Origin of the sequence: Paenibacillus macerans, from assembly GCF_050565405.1 — a bacterium.
GTDB lineage: Bacteria > Bacillota > Bacilli > Paenibacillales > Paenibacillaceae > Fontibacillus > Fontibacillus macerans_B.
On record NZ_JBNYYG010000002.1, the window covers coordinates 194241 to 211933 of the forward strand.

Consider the following 17693-nt stretch of genomic DNA (forward strand, 5'->3'; position numbering starts at 1 on the left):
TTGGTATTTTAACTAATAGTTTTTTTTAACAGAAAATTCTATATATTTTCCCTATTGATTAAATAAATTTATTTTTCTTTAATTAAATCTTCTGGTTATCTATTTGAGCAGCCTGCTCCCTTACGGGTAGAAGCACTATACCATGCTGGCCATGATTGCCCTCTTTGGGATCGTTTTATCTGCATGAATTTACTTAGAGCGTGGAATCACCGCGGCAATTATTCCGAATAAAAAAGGCACGGCGAACAGTCGCCGTGCCTTTTTTATTCGCTTAGTTTCTCTTCTCCGGCATCTGCTGGAACAGCAGGTTCACGGACAAGTTGCTGCCCGGGGCCGCTGTGAACAGCAGCTCCACGGTTTGCTCGCGCTCGCCGGTACGGAACAGGACGGCGTTCTCGTTTGGTGCGCCTAGTCCTCCGTTGTTCGGCAAATACACGATATTGCCGTTAACCATGACCGCTCCCGAGTAATTCCCGCCGCGCGGATTAAACGTAATCAACGTATTCGGCGCGACGCGGTACAGCTTGATCCGGTACAGCACGCCGAAGTTGCCGGCGTTCATGCGGTAGTCTCCTTTAATGCCATCCGCACCGATCAGGAACGGGTCGCTGGAGTTATCGCCGATCAGCAGCCGGGACGGCGTATTGCCGATCAGGTCGGTATATTCGATGTTGCGGTTCGCTTCCATATACGTGCCGCGGTTATGAATGTCAGGTTCAAGAGCACTCAGGTAAGGAAGGGTTTTGAACGGATCCTGCTCCTGATCGACCATGATGACCGTGTAATTCAACGTATGATCGCTGTATAAGTCCGCAAACAACGAGATCACGTCGCCTTGTTTCATCGCCGTGGCGCTCAGCTCGTTCAGGATGATCTTGCTTTCCCCCGGAGCAAACCACGTATCTTTGTATTTGCTGCCGGTTTGCATCGATTCGTAATAACGCTGCACCGAAGCTTTGCCCGCCGCAGTTGCGTACGCACTTGGCCCCCCGAAGCCCAGGTTGCTTTGGGATAGGCGCGTCGTTTCGGAGTTGTTGTTCGTCGCGATCACATACATTTTCACGGTTTTCCCCGTAGAGTTGGCGTGGTGGATCATGAACCGCGTGTTCCCGATCGCCGATTCCTTATATAAAATCCCTTTGGAATATACGGTTTCCGGGCTGTTGCTGCGAATCAGCGTCACCGCTTCGGATTGGAACGCATATTTCAGCCGTTCCCAGCTTGGAACCTGCGTCCCGTCGAACGTGTATTTTTCCCCGACCGGCATGAATAACTTGTTGAACTCATCTTGCGTATACAACGTTTCGTTCGTGATCGTAATCGTCTTTTCGACCGTCGAGTACAGGCCGAATTTATTCACGACCTTGAGTCGGATCGTCATCGTTCCCGGCGTAAAGAACGCCAATTGTTTGTTTTCCCAAATGCGCTCCGTAATGCCGACCTCGTCCGTACTAAGATCGGTATACGTAATCAGCTCACCCATTTTATAGGTGTCTTTATCCGTCGTAAAATTCGCTACCGGCGGCGTGTGCGGCTTGACGACGTTGATCGTCAGCGTATACGGATTGCTCCATTGGCCACTCGAATCCTGCACCCGGTATGTAACGGTATAGCTGCCCGGCGTCATGAAGACGTCCTGCCGTCCGATCCATTCCTCGTTGACGATATCCAGCCCGATCGGAGAGGAAGCGCTGGTAATATACTGGACCTGAGTTTCCCCGGCCACGACTTCCTTGTTGCCGATCGTAAACGAAGCTTCCGGCAAGGTGGACAAATTGACGATCACCCGCTTGCCTACGGCATCATAGGAATAAGTTATGTTTAAGGCCTTGGTGATTGCCGTTAACGGCACCATAAAGTTGTTATTCACGGAGTAAGATTTGCCCCGCATCGTTTGGGTAACCCCGTTGACTTTGTACGAGGTCGTATTCATTTTAAAGCGAAGCTCGTCGTTGCCTCGTTTAATGATCGTCTCTTTGGTACTGTTGTCAAAAGAGAGCTGAAAACCGGCCCGTTCTACAATGGCGCGAATCGATACGTACGAAACCCCGTCCTTGACCTCCATCGGATGTGCCGCGAGGTATTCATTGCCGTTTTGGTACATCTTCTTGCTGTTCGTCATCAGGATCAACTGGCCCGAGTTCGAGGCATTCTGGATCCCTTGGTTGACCGGAGGCGTAACCGGATTGACCGGCGGAACCTGCTCCTCCCCGTTCTCACGGCCTTCCTGCCCCTCCTCGCCCGTTACCGCTCCCCCATCGGTCCCGTCCGTTCCCTGCTCCACGCTCGAATCGTCAGGCTGAATTGTGCCGGCATTCCCGTCCTGCGTCACAGTGGAATCGGGCGTTGTCTCCGAGTTCGCCGACTGGTCCGTTACGATCGTCGTATCCGGGTTTCCTGGCACAAGTTCCTCGGCGCTCGCCGGAAGAACCATGGCGATTTGCGATGCCGCCAAAATCGTGGTGATCAACATTCTCTTAAAATTCATGCCTTAACTCCCTTTACTCTCCCATTTTGTTTAACTCTCTCATTATCTCACATTTTATTAAACGCAGGTAAAGTCGAAAAGTTGCTGGTCGTGGCGACAACAAATTGGCATAAGCGGGAGACGGCTTCCGCATCTCTTCGTAGTTTCTGCCGTCCAGCCGCAAAAAAACGCCCGGAAATCGCTTCCGGGCTTCTTGAAAAATTTATTTCTTCCGTTTCCGGCCACGCCGTCGATCACGGAAGCAGGTTGACCGGCAGCGCGCCCCGCGCCCGCAACCTTCCGGTTAACGCCTTGGCCAGCGCATCCAGTGCGAACTGACGATTTTCATATAGGCATAAATACGTACCGATCTCCGGAAAAGCCCGCAGATCGTAAGGATTGCGGGTGGAGACGACGATCAGCCGATTGCCTTCGATTTGCTGCAAGCGCTGCACCAATCGTTTCTGGCCTTCGGGAATTTCCCCCTCCGCCGTATAGGTAGCCACGACGATCTGGCCGAACCGTTCGCTTTGCGCAGTCACCGCCGAGATCTCTTCCTCGGTTGGCCGCGTGCCGATAACCGAAACCGTAACTTGATCGTGCAGCGGTTCCAAAGCATCCGCCAGCGTATACTGATGCACCGCCGGCTCATCCACCTCGGTACGATGGCGCAGCTCCGGCCAGACGACCAGCACCGGCTGGTCCGTCTGCAGCGGCAGATTGCCGGTGTCGCGCACCAGCGTGACGCTGGCTTCGGCCGCTCGCCGCAGCAGCGCTTCGCTCACCGCCACAGGCGTTAGCGGATTCGACGCGTTCGACGCTCCCGCCGCATCTCCCATCCGCTTCGCTTTCATCGCCAGAATGCGCCGGACCGAGCCGTCGATCCGCGCCTCGCTAATCCGGCCGCTCCGTACCGCTTCGCACACCCGCTCGATCGCGGCAATCTGATCCGCTAACGTGTGGCTCACGAGCACGAGATCCGTGCCAGCTTCGATCGCGCGAACCGCCCCCTCGGCGATGCCGTAGTGGTTGGCGATAGCCTGCATCTCCAGGCAATCGGTCACGATCAGCCCCCGGTACCCCAGTTCGTCTCGAAGCAAATCGGTTAACACCCGGCGCGATAAGGTAGCCGGAATTTCCTCCGGTTCGAATGCCGGAAAAATCACGTGCGCAGTCATAATCGCATCTACATCCGCGGCAATAGCTTGGCGGAACGGGAGCAGTTCCACCTGTTGCAGGCGTTCCTTACCGTGCGGTACGCTGGCCAAACCCAGGTGGGAATCGACCGCCGTATCGCCATGCCCCGGAAAATGCTTGGCCGTTGCGATCACACCCTGGCTCTGGTAGCCCCGGATCGCTGCGGCCCCGTGAACGGCGACCTGCTGCGGATTCTCCCCGAAAGACCGCACGCCGATCACCGGGTTGGACGGATTGTTGTTCACGTCCACGCACGGCGCGAAATTAAAGTTGATGCCGAGCTGAAGCATTTCCCGCGCGGCGAGGACCGCTACCTCTTCCGTCAAGGCCGGATCGCCGGCCGCCCCTAACGCCATATTTCCCGGAATGCGGCTCATCCCTTCATGATCCAGCCTGGCGACCATGCCGCCTTCCTGGTCGATCGAGATGAACAACGGAACCTCCGGACGGCTGCGAGACAGCGCCTGCAAGCCTCGCGACAAAGCCGCCAACTGCTCGATCGATCCGATATTGCGCCGGAAATAAACCACCCCGCCGACATGATAGCGCTGCGTCAACGTTTGAATCTGCTCGTCGACCGTCAGGCTGTGAAAGCCGCAAATAAACAGCTGCCCGATCTTTTCCTCTAAAGTCCATGCCGCCAAGTCCACTTGCCGTCCCCCTCTTCTTTAAATAGGAAGTTCAAAAAGTCATCTTTTAATCACGAAGCTGGTCAAGAAGCTCAATCGACGTCGAATCTTGAATTCAGCCGGGCCTTCCGTTGCTCACGTAGATCCATCTACGCTCCGCCCGCTACTCATGCCCTAGCTTCATCCAACCTTCTCGGTGCTTAAAACCTGTCTTTTTGAACCTTTATTGAAACGGTCGTTCAAAAAGTCATCTTTTGATCGCTCTATTACGATACGTTCGATTCCTTCAGCCGAAAATCCGACGGAGTCATCCCGGTGTATTTCTGAAACACCTTGGTAAAATAGCGCCGCTCTTGATAGCCGATGGAAGTGCCGATTTGGGCGATGGAGCGCTCGCTGCTGCGCAGCAGGCATTTCGCCATTTCCATGCGTTGCTTGGTAAGATACTCCACGAACGTTTCGCCGAAATGATTTTTGAAGAGCAAACAGAAATAGCTGCTGCTTATGCCGAGATAATCGGCGATGTCCTCGATCCCGAAATCGCGCCCAAGATGATTCTGGATATAATTCTGCGCGGACATCATCAACAGCTCCGAGGATTTCTTCGCCGACAGGCAGCTCCGCGACTGCTCGATCATGGAAACGATCAGGGACAACAGCTCCTTGATGCTCATCGACTGCCGCAGCTTATGCCATAAAGCCTCTTCCTGTTCCCTCGGCAGCATTTGCAGCTCGCGCATTTCGCGCAGCAAATGAATCAAAAGATAGTGCAGTAGCTTCTCCGTAGCGCCTATCCGGTTCTCATCCAAATGCCCGATATACGCTTTCAGCTCCGCGACAATATGCTCCAGAGTCTCCTGGCTGCCGTTGCGCAAGCCGGTTCCGAGCTGCTCGATCCAGCCCCACTGCAGTTCCATGCCGTCCGGATCCGATCCTGAGAAATGCGCAGGCGCCGCGTCCGCCTCCGCGAACCATTCCTGCGTCGAGTTCAAGATCAGTCTATGCTGCAGGCGATGGTACAAGATCGCCAGTTCCTGCAAGCGATGCGGCTGCTGATCCAAACACATCCGGACCGGCAGCTCCTCCTTGCTCTGGATTAATTGCCGGAGACGTTCAAAACCCGGAAGCAGCGCTTCTTCGGCCACAGGCTTATCGGCAGCCGGGGCCGGAAACACGAGGCACCATTCGCCCTCGCGGATCTGCAGTACCGTCAGACCGGCCAATGTCTCGGCGAACATGTCTTTCAGCGCATGTTTGATATGCAAATTCCAGGCCTTTCGTTCATGGACGGTCCACACGATAGAGCGGTGGGAATACCCTTCCAAATCGAGCAGCAGCATGGCGTATCGGCGTTCCTCCGCCGTCCCCTCCTCCTCGTCCCAGAGCAGCCCTTCCTGCTCCGTCTCCTGTCCGAGCAGAGAGTGCAGCAGGAAGTTCTCGTTCGCCAAATCGACCACCTGATTCAGCCGCCGCTCTTTGTTGAGGCTTTTTCGCTTATCGCGGATTTGTCTTGCGATGCCCCGGACGGTCTCCTCAAGCTCGACGTAATTGATCGGCTTGCAGATGTAATCCTTCACGCCGTAACGGATTGCCGTTCTGGCGTATTCGAACTCCTGATATCCGGTCAGCAGCAGGATTTCGCAAGGGATCTCCCGCTCCCGGAGGTGTTGCAGCAGCATGATGCCGTCCATTACCGGCATGCGGATATCGCTCAAGATCAAATCGGGACGATGCTCGGAAGCCGCTTCCAGCGCATCCTTGCCGTTCCTCGCCAAACCAACGATTTCAAACCCCATCTCTTCCCAAGGCAGCACCTTGGATAAGTTCGTGAGGATATGAATCTCATCGTCAACCAGCAGCGCTTTTAATCTCATCGTTACCACCCGCCCCATAGTTAGGTATCACGCACTGAATCGTCGTTCCGCGTCCGGGCTGCGAACAGATAAACAGCCCGTATTTGCCCCCGTATTGAAACCTCAGCCGGTCATAAACGCTGCGAAGCCCCAACCCCCGGCGTTCATGATTCGGATAAGGCGCCGGCGACCGGTAAGCCGGATCTTCCAAATCGGCATATTGGACCTTCGCCAGCTGCTCGTTCGTCATCCCGATTCCGTTATCCTCGATCCGCAGCAGAATCCGGTCTTTTTCCAATCTCCCCGTGACCGAGATTCTGCCTTTGTAGGAGATCCCCTCAAAACCGTGCTGTATGCAGTTCTCCACCAACGGTTGAAGGGTCAATTTCAGCAGCAGGCAATTCATCATTTCGTCCGGTATGGCGATGTCATAATCAAACAGATCGTCGAACCGGAACTTCTGTATCTCCAAATAGCTGCGCAAATGCTCGATTTCCAGGTTCAGCTTGATCTCTTCCTTGTCCTGGATGCTGATGCGCAGGATGCTGGCAAGGCGGAGCACCATTTCGCTCACTTTCCGTCCTTCGTTCTGAACGGCCAGCACGTTGATCGATTCCAAGGTATTGAACAGGAAATGCGGCTTGATTTGCGCCTGCAGCACCCGCAGCTCGGCGTTGGCTTTCTGCAGCTGCTCGCGTTTGACTTGCTCGAACAACTCGTTGATTTTATCCATCTGGTTGTTGAAGCCCTTTTGCAGCAGCAACAGCTCGTCGTCGCCCTTCTCGTCTACCCGGGCGTTCAAGTCGCCGCTTTCCACCTTGCGCATGAACCGCACGATTACCCCGATCGTGCCGGTGATCCGGTTCATGAAGATCAGGTTGAACAACATCGCGGTCAGCACGCAAACGCAAATGATCGCTACGAACCATTTGGCGAACGTCGTTACCTCCTGCGACAAATAACTCCAGGACGTCACCGAGACGAGGCTCCAGGGATAATCCTGCAGCTTGTAGATGGAAACCACGCTTTCTTCGCCGTCGAACTTGCCCTTAAAACTCTGATAGCCTTCGCCGAACCGCCATTCCTTCGGAAGATACGCCCCGATGCTCTGACCGTCCAGCTCCGCCTGATAATCGTACAAAATCAAGCCTTTGTCATTGACCAGCATGAACCGGGTATCCCGCATATTGCTGCCTAATTTCAGGTTCTGGAATATCTTCTCGAACTCCCAGTTTTTGATCTGCACGACCAGCACCCCGACCCGCTTCAGATCGCTGAGCTCCTTAATCAGGCGAATTTGCGTGAACACGTTGTCCGATCCGGTCAATTCCGGATACTCGTGCGGAGCGATCCATTTAGGCTGGCCGTTTAGGGCCATCACTTCGTCGTATAAGGGATGCTCCTTGAATTTTTCGTAGGGCAACGTCTCGAAATTCTCCTTGTTAAAGATGGGAATGACGTTCGAGTCCCTGCCCCCGTGGATATTGTACAAAAAAGCGTAGTCGATCGCCGGATGGCTGTACAAAAGCGAGCGGAAATTCCGCTGATTGGCATTGAGCTCCAGCTGGGTCGTGGCGGTCAAATCCTGCGAATTCGGATCCTTGGCCGACAACGCGGACTGAAACACCCCTTTGGCAATACCATTGTCGGTGACATTGTCCATTTCCTGAAAAGCGCTCTTAATGCTATAGCCTATCGCTTTCAGCGAGTATTCCGCCTGCTGGCTGTATTTCTTCTCGATAGAATTAAACGTAACCAAAAACGTAATGATGCCGAGTACAAACAAAGGGATGATGACAAGCCCCAAAAAAGCGGTGAACAGTTTAATGCGCAGGTTCATCGGCGGCAGCTCCCAATAGGTAAACTAGGTAGTCATGATTTGGAACGATCGGTTAAGATATCCCCATTTTACCACGATGCCGCCTATCCTTTAACGCTGCCGGCCGTAACGCCTTCAATAATTTTTTCCTGCAGCACCGCATAGATGATCATGACCGGCAATACGCTGAACACGATGCCGGCCGACATTTGCGCATAGTTCGTATTGTAGGCGTCTCGGAATCCGACCATGCCCACCGGCAGCGTGCGCAGTTCGTCGCTGGACAAGAAATAATTGGCCAGCAAAAACTCGTTCCAGTTGCCCAGGAAATTGATGATAAACACCGTGACGATCGCCGGCACCGTCAGCGGGATCATGATTTTGACGAACATACGCGCAGAGCCAAGCCCATCCATGACCGCGGCTTCTTCGATTTCACCGGGAATGGAGCGCATGAACGCCGCCAGGATAATGACCGAAAACGGAATCGCGTTGGCTACGTAAGGCAATATCAGCGCCATATGCGTGTCGAGCACGTCAAGCTTGCGCATGATCCCGTAGATCGGCAGCAGCAGGGAGTTGTTCGGAATCAGCATCCCCAGCAGGATGAGCTGGAACACGATGGCGCTGATCCGGCCATAGCGCATCCGCGTGACCGCAAACGCCAGCATGGCGGCAAACAAAATGGATAAGCAAGCCGACAATACGCCGATATATAAGCTGTTAAAAAAATAAGTGCTGATTTTGGCGTTCACCCACGCGTTCACGTAGTTATCGAAAATGACCGACGACGGCAAGCCGAACGGATTGGACGCGATCGCCTGATTGTCCGTTTTCACCGAGGAGAACAATACGAACAGAAAAGGATACAGAATGACGAGCAGATAAGCCATCAGGAAAATATGCGGGATCGTCTTTTTCAGTACTCTCATCAGTATTCAATCCTTTCTGTGCGTCTGGCCACGAGCAGCTGATACAGGGCGGTGATGATGATCGTGAAGACGAAGATGAGCACCGCGATGGAATTGCCGAAGCCATGGCGGAAGCTGGTGATGGCGTACCTTATCATGTACGTCGCCATGACATCCGTCGAACCGGCCGGTCCGCCTTTGGTCATGACCAGCACGATATCCGCCGCCTTCATCGCCCCGGCGACCGACAGCATCACCACGACCGAAATGATCGGCATGATCAGCGGGATCGTGATTTTGAAGGCACGCTGGATGCCGTTGGCTCCGTCGATCGCCGCCGCTTCGTCGAGCTCCCGCGGAATCGAAAGGATGGCGGCCAGCACCATGACGATATAGAAACCGGTCCATTGCCAGGCATTCGTAATCAGGATGGCGATCATCGCCCAGCTTTTATCGGATAGCCAGTACACCGGAGGAACGCCGAACACGCCCAGCAATTCGTTCATCAAGCCAAAGTCGGGGTTGTAAATGAACCCCCACAAAATGCCGATGACGGCGGTGGACATGATGGACGGCATAAAGACGGCCGTCTTGTACAAGCCCTTTAGCTTTTTGACGTTGGCGATCAGCAGCGAGAAGATGATGATGATCGGCACCTGGATCAGGCAGGAGAACACAATGAAATAAACGTTGTTGCGCACCGATTTCCAGAAAGCCTGATCCTCGAATGCCATCACGTAGTTATCCAGGCCGATGTAGGCCATGTTTTTGGAGATGCCGTTCCAGCTGGTAAAGCTGTTGTTGATGGCCGTAAAAATCGGATAGATAAAAAAAGCGAGAAATAAAATGAATGCAGGGAGTACAAACAAACCATAGATCAGAGGGTTTCTGAGCGCTTTGTTCATGCCTATAACCTCCGTAGTTGGAAGCAAGGGCGTCCCCGCGTCGTATGAGGCGGGTGACGCCCTTGCTTCGAATCATCGTAAAAGTTGCATTATTCCGCTGCCGCGTTGGCTGCGTCTTGCGCCGCCTGCACGTTCTCCAGCATCTTCGCCGCCTCGATTTCGCCGCCGATGATTTGCTGGATGCCCATGCTGAGCGCCGTGTTGACTTCGGCCTGCACCAGTGCGTCAAACGCCGGGAAGGAGGTGCCGATTTCGCTGACGCCTTTGAAAATATCCTGCATGAGCGGGTCGTCTGACGCCGTCTTCATTTGCTCCAGGTCCATTTTCATGGCCGGCAGCACGCCGTCTTCCTTCAGGCCGCGCAGCTGCATTTCCTCCGTCCACATATTCTTGATGAACTCTTTGACCGCCTGCAACTTCCGCGGATCTTCCGCCACGGCGCTGGAGAAGCCGTAGCCGTTATTGGCGTCCTGCATCACGACTACGGAATCGCCTTCGTTCACCGGCGGCATGTTGAAATAGCCGATTTTGCCGACCATGTCGCCAGCTTGGGCCGGATCGCGGAAGACCGAGTTGGCCCAGGATCCGTCCATCATCATGATCGCTTCGCCCGTAATGATCTGGTTTCTCATGTCGGCGTATTCGAAACCGAGCTCGCCTTTTTTGTAATATCCTTTTTGCACCCATTCCTGATGTTTGGCGACGGCCTTAACCATGCTCTCGTCGGTCCACTTCGTTGCGCCCGTTTTGAAGCCGTACGTAATTTCCGATCCGGCATAATACGACCACAGGTTGTTCGTCGTCATCAACGGAATCCAGGCATCCTTGGACGATTGGGCAAACGGGATTTTGCCGTCGGCCTTGATTGTCTCGGCGATTTGTTCCAGCTCGCCCAGCGTTTTCGGCACGGTCAACCCTTTTTGCTCGAAATATTCTTTATTGTAGAAGAAGCCTTCGATCGATCCGCCGATCGGGAGGCCGTACACTTTACCGTCAAGCGTAAACGGATCGAGGGTCGTAAATTTATCCTTGATCCCCAGCTCTTCAATGATTGGGGTCAAATCGAGCATCAAACCTTCTTTGGCGTAAAGCGCGGCGTCCGGACTACCAAAGACGTCGAACACTTCCGGCGGTTTCCCCGCGGCCATTTCGCCCCGCAGCTTTTCCTTCCGGTTCACTTCGGAATCCACCGCGTCCAGCTTGATGGTTAAGCCGGGTACGGCCGCTTGCGTTTGCTTCACGACATCTTCCAGCATCGCCAAACGGAACTTCTTGGATTCGCCGACTTGCGTATGCCGGATCGTGATTTCGAACGGATCGTCGTTCGTCTTCGTTTCGGTCGCAGCCCCGCTATTGGTCGTTGTTCCTTGACCTTCGTTCGCAGGAGCGTTATTCCCGTTGTTTCCGGAATTGCCGCAGCCCGCCAATAGGGCGGACGCCATGAAAACGAGAGATACCAGCAGCACCAAACTTTTCCTCATGTTTTATAGACCCTCCTCAAAAACGGTATATTGTGATACACCCTCATTATAGAAAGCGCCACCACCTTTGATAAGGAGGACATTTTTCTATTATGGGGATAATATCATCTAAAATGCAAAATGAAAACGGTTAAACCTGACATGAGAATGTAGGTTTAACCGTTTTCGTCATTGAAATGCCTTATTGTGTTATTTTTTCTAACATGATATTCACTTATTGGCGACTACCTGCTGCTCTCCTTCATGAATGAGACGGTAAGCCCGTTCGATTTCTTCATCCGTCGGGGAAGGTACCCCTTCAAGCGGATAATCCCATCCAAGTTCCTGCCATTTGTAAATGCCCATCTGGTGATACGGCAGGATTTCGAACTTCTCGACGCCCTGCAAGCTGCCGATGAACCGGCCAAGCTCCAGCAAATCATGTTCGTCGTCATGGATGCCGGGTACGTATACGTGACGAATCCACATTTTTCGGTCATGGTCGGACAACCAGCGGGCGATCCGCAGCATCCGGTCGTTCGGTTTGCCGGTCAGCTTGATGTGCTTCTCGTTGTCGATATGCTTCAAATCCAGCAGCACCAGATCGGTCACGTCCAGCAAATCGCGAATTTTATCCCCGTCATTGTAGCCGTTCGTATCCAGCGTTGTATGCAGGTTCCAGCGTTTCTTCGCTTCCCGGAACAATTCGGTTACAAACGGGGCTTGAAGCGTAGCTTCCCCGCCGGATACCGTAAGCCCCCCGCCTGACGTACGGTAGTAGCTCAAGTACGGCTCGATTTCGGCCAGCACTTCTTCTACGGTCATTTCCTTGCCTTCCGTCAGGCTCCAGGTGTCCGGGTTATGGCAATATTGGCACTGCAGCAGGCAGCCCTGCATAAAGAGTACGAAACGAATTCCCGGTCCATCTACCGTTCCGAAAGTCTCCAAAGAATGTATGCGACCTTTTAGCATCTTCCGTCACCCTTTCCATAGTAGGCCAAGCGATAAAGGAATGAGGAGAAAGGCGGTTAGGCCTTAACTCCCCATTCGTTCGTTCAGCTTCAATTGTTGCTGCCTGTTTGCAGGTAGGTTATTACATTTTGCCGTGGAATGTCCGGTTAATGACATCCAGCTGTTGTTCGCGGGTCAACTTGATGAAGTTAACCGCATAGCCCGATACGCGGATCGTCAGCTGCGGATAGTTCTCCGGATGTTCCATCGCGTCCAGCAGTTGTTCGCGGTCGAATACGTTGACGTTCAGGTGATGCGCATGGCTGCCGAAGTATCCGCCCATCATCGATACAAGGTTCGATTTCCGGGTTTCTTCGTCTTTACCGAGCGCCTTAGGCACGATCGAGAAGGTGTTGGAAATGCCGTCCAAGCTATGTTCGTACGGCAGTTTCGCTACTGAACTCAGGGAAGCAAGGGCACCTTTCTTATCACGGCCGTGCATCGGGTTCGCACCAGGAGCAAACGGTTCGCCCGCTTTACGTCCGTCCGGCGTAGTCCCTGTTTTCTTACCATATACAACGTTCGAGGTGATTGTCAAGATCGATTGCGTTGGCAATGCGTTCCGGTACGTTTGGTGTTTGCGAATCATGCCCATGAACTGTTCTACCAAGCTAACGGCGATTTGGTCAACGCGGTCATCGTTGTTACCGTAGCAAGGGTATTCGCCTTCCGTTACAAAGTCAACGGCAATGCCGTTTTCGTTACGGATCGGTTTCACTTTAGCATATTTAATTGCGCTCAGGGAATCGGCTACGACCGACAGACCGGCGATGCCGCAAGCCATCGTACGCAGGATGTCACGGTCATGAAGCGCCATTTCGATCCGTTCGTAAGCGTATTTGTCATGCATGAAGTGGATGACGTTCAGTGTATTCACATACAATTTAGCCAGCCATTCCATCATTGGAACGAAACGTTTCATGACTTCTTCGTAATCCAGGTATTCGGAAGTGATAGCCGGATATTCCGGAGCTACTTGCGAGCCGTATCTTTCGTCTTTACCGCCATTGATCGCGTACAGCAAGCATTTTGCCAGGTTGGCGCGAGCGCCGAAGAATTGCATTTGTTTCCCGATTCTCATCGCGGATACGCAGCAGGCGATGCCGTAGTCGTCGCCGTAGATCGGACGCATCAGATCGTCGTTTTCGTATTGGATCGAACTGGTTTCGATCGATACTTTTGCGCAGTATTTCTTGAAGGCTTCTGGCAGTTGTTCCGACCAGAGCACGGTCAAGTTCGGTTCCGGAGCTGCGCCCAGGTTGTGGAGCGTATGCAGGAAGCGGAAGCTGTTCTTCGTAACGCGCGTTACGCCTTGTACGGACATCCCGCCGATCGATTCGGTTACCCAGGTAGGGTCGCCGCTGTACAGTTCGTTATATTCCGGTGTTCTCAGGAACTTCACGATCCGCAGCTTCATAACGAAATGGTCAACCAGCTCTTGCGCGGTTTCTTCGTTCAAAGTGCCTTCAGCCAGGTCGCGTTCGATGTAAGCATCCAGGAACGAAGATACACGTCCGAGGGACATTGCTGCGCCGTCTTGTTCTTTAACGGCGGCCAAATATCCGAAATACAGCCATTGGAAGGCTTCTTTCGCATTGTTTGCCGGTCTTGCGATATCGAAGCCGTACATTTGGCCCAGTTGCTTCAACTCGCCCAATGCGCGGATTTGTTCGGACAATTCTTCGCGAAGGCGAATGATATCTTCGCTCATCACATCCACATCAAGCTCGTTCAGCTCTTGTTTCTTTTGGTTGATCAGGAAGTCCACGCCGTACAAAGCTACGCGGCGGTAGTCTCCGATGATGCGGCCGCGGCCGTATGCGTCGGGCAAGCCTGTGATGATCCCGGTATGGCGGGCGTTTCTCATATCTGCTGTATAGGCATCAAATACGCCTTGGTTATGTGTTTTGCGAACATTGGTATAGAGATCCACGATATCTTCCGGAAGCTCGAAGCCGTAAGCTTTACATGCGGTAATGACCATCCGGATGCCGCCGTTAGGACGGATCGTGCGTTGGAAAGGCGCGGAGCCTTGTACGCCAACGATTTGTTCTTTGTCTTTGTCAAGGTATCCAGGAGCATGGGAAGTAATGGTCGAAGGCGTGTTTACGTCTACATCCAATACGCCGCCAGCATCTCTTTCTTTCTTGGACAAGCTCGATACGATCTCCCACAACGCTTTGGTGTTAGCCGTTGCGCCTTTCAGGAAAGATTCGTTACCATGATACGGGTTGATGTTCGTATCGATGAAATCCTTGGTGTTAACCTCATTCATCCACTTGCCAGCTTTGAAGCCTCTCCATGCGGTTTGCACTTCTTGCACTTCTTTTTCAATCACCGACATCTTTATTCCCTCCATTTATATAGTGGTCGCGGTTTGAAGGATTTATCCCGCGCCTCATGATCCCTTAAAATTTGTGATACTTTTCACAACTTAGACAACAATTGTGCCCGGCTATCATTCCGGGTCCACTCCATCATAAATCTATGAGGGATCATTTATACTGTAATCATAGCTTAACCCATATAAAAAGATTGTGACAAATATCACACAAGGTGATATTTGTCACGTTTTCATGGAGCGTTGTTCACTTATTCTTCAAATCTTCCGTAGAAAGCGTCGCGGTATACGTCAGCCAGCTCGGTTACGAGCGGCAGCTTCGGATTCGCGGTCGTGCATTGGTCTTCGAAAGCGCGGTCCGCCAAGTAGTCGACGCGCGATTCAAAGTCCTTCGCATCGAAACCAAGCTCTTGGAACGTTTCCGGAATGCCCAGCTTTTTGTTCAGCTCGCGGATCGCTTTGATCAAGCTCTTCACGCCTTCTTCCGTCGTGCGGGCAGGCAGACCCAGAATGCGGGCGATTTCCGCGTAACGCTCGTCGGCTACGAAGTTCGTATATTTCGGCCATGCGGCGAATTTCGTCGGTTTCTTCGCATTGTAGCGGATGACGTGCGGCATCAGGATCGCATTGGTGCGTCCATGGGCCGTATGGTATTGGCCGCCCCATTTATGCGCCAAACTGTGGTTGATGCCGAGGAACGCATTGGCGAACGCCATACCGGCAAGCGTCGAAGCATTGTGCATTTTTTCGCGGGCCAGCTTGTCGCCGGTCAACGCGGATTTCTCCAGCCATTCAAATACCAGTTGAATCGCTTTGATCGCCAGGCCGTCGGTGAAGTCGTTAGCCATAACCGATACGTAAGCTTCGATCGCATGGGTCAACACGTCCATGCCGGTATCGGCTACAGCAACTTTCGGCAAGCTGTAGACGAATTCAGGGTCGATGATCGCGACGTCCGGAGTCAACTCGTAATCCGCCAAAGGATATTTCGTGTTGCCGTTGACTTTGTCGGTAATGACTGCAAACGAAGTAACTTCGGAACCGGTACCCGACGTCGTCGGAATCGCCACGAATTTCGCTTTTTGGCCCAGGCGCGGATATTTGTAGATCCGTTTGCGGATATCCATGAATTTTTGCTTCAGGTTATGGAAATCGGTATCCGGATATTCGTAGAACAGCCACATGCCTTTCGCGGCATCCATCGGCGATCCGCCGCCAAGGGCGATGATGCAGTCCGGCTGGAATTTGGCCATCAGTTCGGTACCGCGTTCTACGGTCGTCGTCGATGGATCCGGCTCAACATCCGAGAACACTTCGATTGCTACAGGCGTTTGGCGTTGGCGCAGATAGTGCTCGACTCTTTCCACATAACCGAGCTTCACCATCATCGGGTCGGTGACGATCAGCACGCGGGAGATGTCCGGCATCTTGGCCAAGTATTGCGTCGAGTTTTTCTCGAAGTAGATTTTATTAGGCACTTTAAACCATTGCATATTCACGGTACGACGATTCACCCTTTTCACGTTGATCAGATTGACGGCCGTCACGTTCGACGAAGTCGAGTTGCGTCCGTACGATCCGCAGCCGAGCGTCAGCGATGGCAGGTTCGTGTTGTAAATGTCGCCGATGCCGCCTTGCGAAGAAGGCTGATTCACCAGAATCCGGCAGGTCGGCATCCGGTCGGAGAAGCTTTGGATGACTTCCTCGTTGTTCGAGTGGATGACCGAAGAGTGGCCCATGCCGCCGAATTGCACGACTTCCAGAGCGCGTTCGATGCCTTGTTCCGCATTCTTCACTTTGTAGCAAGCGAGCACGGGGCTCAGTTTTTCCGCGGACAGCGGGAATTTAGGTCCTACGCCTTCGATCTCGGCTACGAGGATTTTCGTTCCGGCCGGCACGTCGATACCGCACATTTCCGCGATCTTCACGGCAGGTTGGCCGACGATCGAAGGATTTACCGCGCATTTATCGGCGATGATGGCGCCGGCGGTCAATTTTGCCGCTTCGTCTTTATTGACGAAATAGCAGCCGTTGGCGATCATTTTTTTCTTCACTTGGTCGAACACCGGTTCTTCGATGATGACGGCTTGTTCGGAAGCGCAGATCATGCCGTTGTCGAAGGTTTTGGAAAGAATCAGGTCGTTCACCGCTTGGTCCAAATCGGCGCTTTTCTCGATGAAGCAAGGCACGTTACCAGGGCCTACGCCGAGAGCCGGTTTGCCGCAGCTATATGCAGCCTTAACCATTGCGGAACCGCCGGTTGCCAGGATGCAGGCGATGTCGGGGTGGTTCATCAGCGCATTCGTGCGATCCATGGACGGATTTTCGATCCATTGGATGCAGTCGGCTGGCGCGCCGTGTTTTACAGCGGCTTCAAGCAATATTTTTGCGGCTTCCGTACTGCAGGCTTGAGCGGATGGATGGAAGCCGAAAATAATCGGGTTACGGGTTTTGATGGCGATCAGAGATTTGAAGATGGTGGTCGACGTCGGATTCGTTACCGGAGTGATCCCCATGATGATCCCGACCGGCTCGGCGATTTTTTGGAAGTTGTCATAAGAGCTGTCTTCGATCACGCCTACCGTCTTGTCGTACTTGATGCTGTGGTAAATGTACTCGGTCGCAAACATGTTCTTGATGATTTTGTCTTCGTACACACCGCGGCCCGTTTCTTCGATCGCCAGCTTCGCGAGATGCATGTGTTTGTCGAGCCCCGCCAACGCCATGGCTTGCACGATGTTGTCGATCTGCTCCTGATCCATGCTCATGAAAGCTTCGGAAGCTTTTTTCGCTTTGTCGATCAAAGTTTGGGTGTAGTCCTGTGCAGTAGGCTGCGCTTTTGGTGCCACTTCGTTTTTAACGGCCATCTCTCTCATCCTCCTAAGTTTGGGTAAAGGATCCGCCTGCAGTTACGGTCGATATTGTATCGTGAAATATTTCACTTGCAGGTTTTCCCTTACGAAGCTTGTGTGCTTCTCTTTATGATTTGATCATAGCACAGGAGGTTTGGATTGTATAGTGAATTTTTTCACATACTTTAAAAAAGTTGAAAGTTTTTCACTTGTCATGATTTTATTTTCATATATACTTTACATAGTGA

At 52.9% G+C, this 17693-nt stretch carries 10 protein-coding genes; all 10 read right to left on the bottom strand.

All coding sequences use genetic code 11. The features are described from left to right. Positions 1–271 precede the first annotated feature (271 nt). Positions 272–2488: a copper amine oxidase N-terminal domain-containing protein gene (locus ACQ4N8_RS02815; RefSeq protein ID WP_430702795.1), complete on the bottom strand. Its 2217-nt coding sequence runs from the start codon at positions 2486–2488 to the stop codon at positions 272–274. A 233-nt stretch (positions 2489–2721) separates the two neighbouring features. Further along, a complete protein-coding gene (nagZ, locus tag ACQ4N8_RS02820) occupies positions 2722–4314 on the bottom strand; it encodes a beta-N-acetylhexosaminidase (protein ID WP_430702796.1) in 1593 nt (530 codons plus the stop codon). A gap of 245 nt (positions 4315–4559) precedes the next feature. After that, positions 4560–6167 carry a response regulator transcription factor gene (locus ACQ4N8_RS02825; protein ID WP_430702797.1) on the bottom strand — a complete coding sequence of 536 codons (1608 nt, stop codon included), beginning with the start codon at positions 6165–6167 and terminating at the stop codon, positions 4560–4562. After that, the gene (locus tag ACQ4N8_RS02830; RefSeq protein WP_430702798.1) at positions 6142–7986 is read right to left on the bottom strand and encodes a cache domain-containing sensor histidine kinase; all 1845 of its coding nucleotides are present in this window, start codon (positions 7984–7986) and stop codon (positions 6142–6144) included. The genes ACQ4N8_RS02825 and ACQ4N8_RS02830 overlap by 26 nt, the downstream gene beginning before the upstream one ends. Before the next feature lie 83 nt (positions 7987–8069). After that, entirely contained in the window at positions 8070–8897 is an 828-nt protein-coding gene (locus ACQ4N8_RS02835) for a carbohydrate ABC transporter permease (RefSeq protein ID WP_430702799.1), read from the bottom strand. Then, positions 8897–9781, bottom strand: coding sequence for a carbohydrate ABC transporter permease (locus ACQ4N8_RS02840; RefSeq protein WP_430702800.1), 885 nt, complete (start codon positions 9779–9781; stop codon positions 8897–8899). Before ACQ4N8_RS02840 ends, ACQ4N8_RS02835 begins: the two co-directional genes overlap by 1 nt. Positions 9782–9870: 89 nt before the next feature. Then, entirely contained in the window at positions 9871–11262 is a 1392-nt protein-coding gene (locus ACQ4N8_RS02845) for an ABC transporter substrate-binding protein (RefSeq protein WP_430702801.1), read from the bottom strand. A 210-nt stretch (positions 11263–11472) separates the two neighbouring features. Continuing rightward, on the bottom strand, positions 11473–12213 hold the full coding sequence (pflA, locus tag ACQ4N8_RS02850; protein ID WP_430702802.1) for a pyruvate formate-lyase-activating protein: 741 nt from the start codon (positions 12211–12213) through the stop codon (positions 11473–11475). A gap of 121 nt (positions 12214–12334) precedes the next feature. After that, a complete protein-coding gene (gene pflB, locus ACQ4N8_RS02855) occupies positions 12335–14596 on the bottom strand; it encodes a formate C-acetyltransferase (protein ID WP_430702803.1) in 2262 nt (753 codons plus the stop codon). A gap of 248 nt (positions 14597–14844) precedes the next feature. Beyond that, a complete protein-coding gene (gene adhE, locus ACQ4N8_RS02860; RefSeq protein WP_430702804.1) occupies positions 14845–17460 on the bottom strand; it encodes a bifunctional acetaldehyde-CoA/alcohol dehydrogenase in 2616 nt (871 codons plus the stop codon). Between the last annotated feature and the right edge of the window lie 233 nt (positions 17461–17693).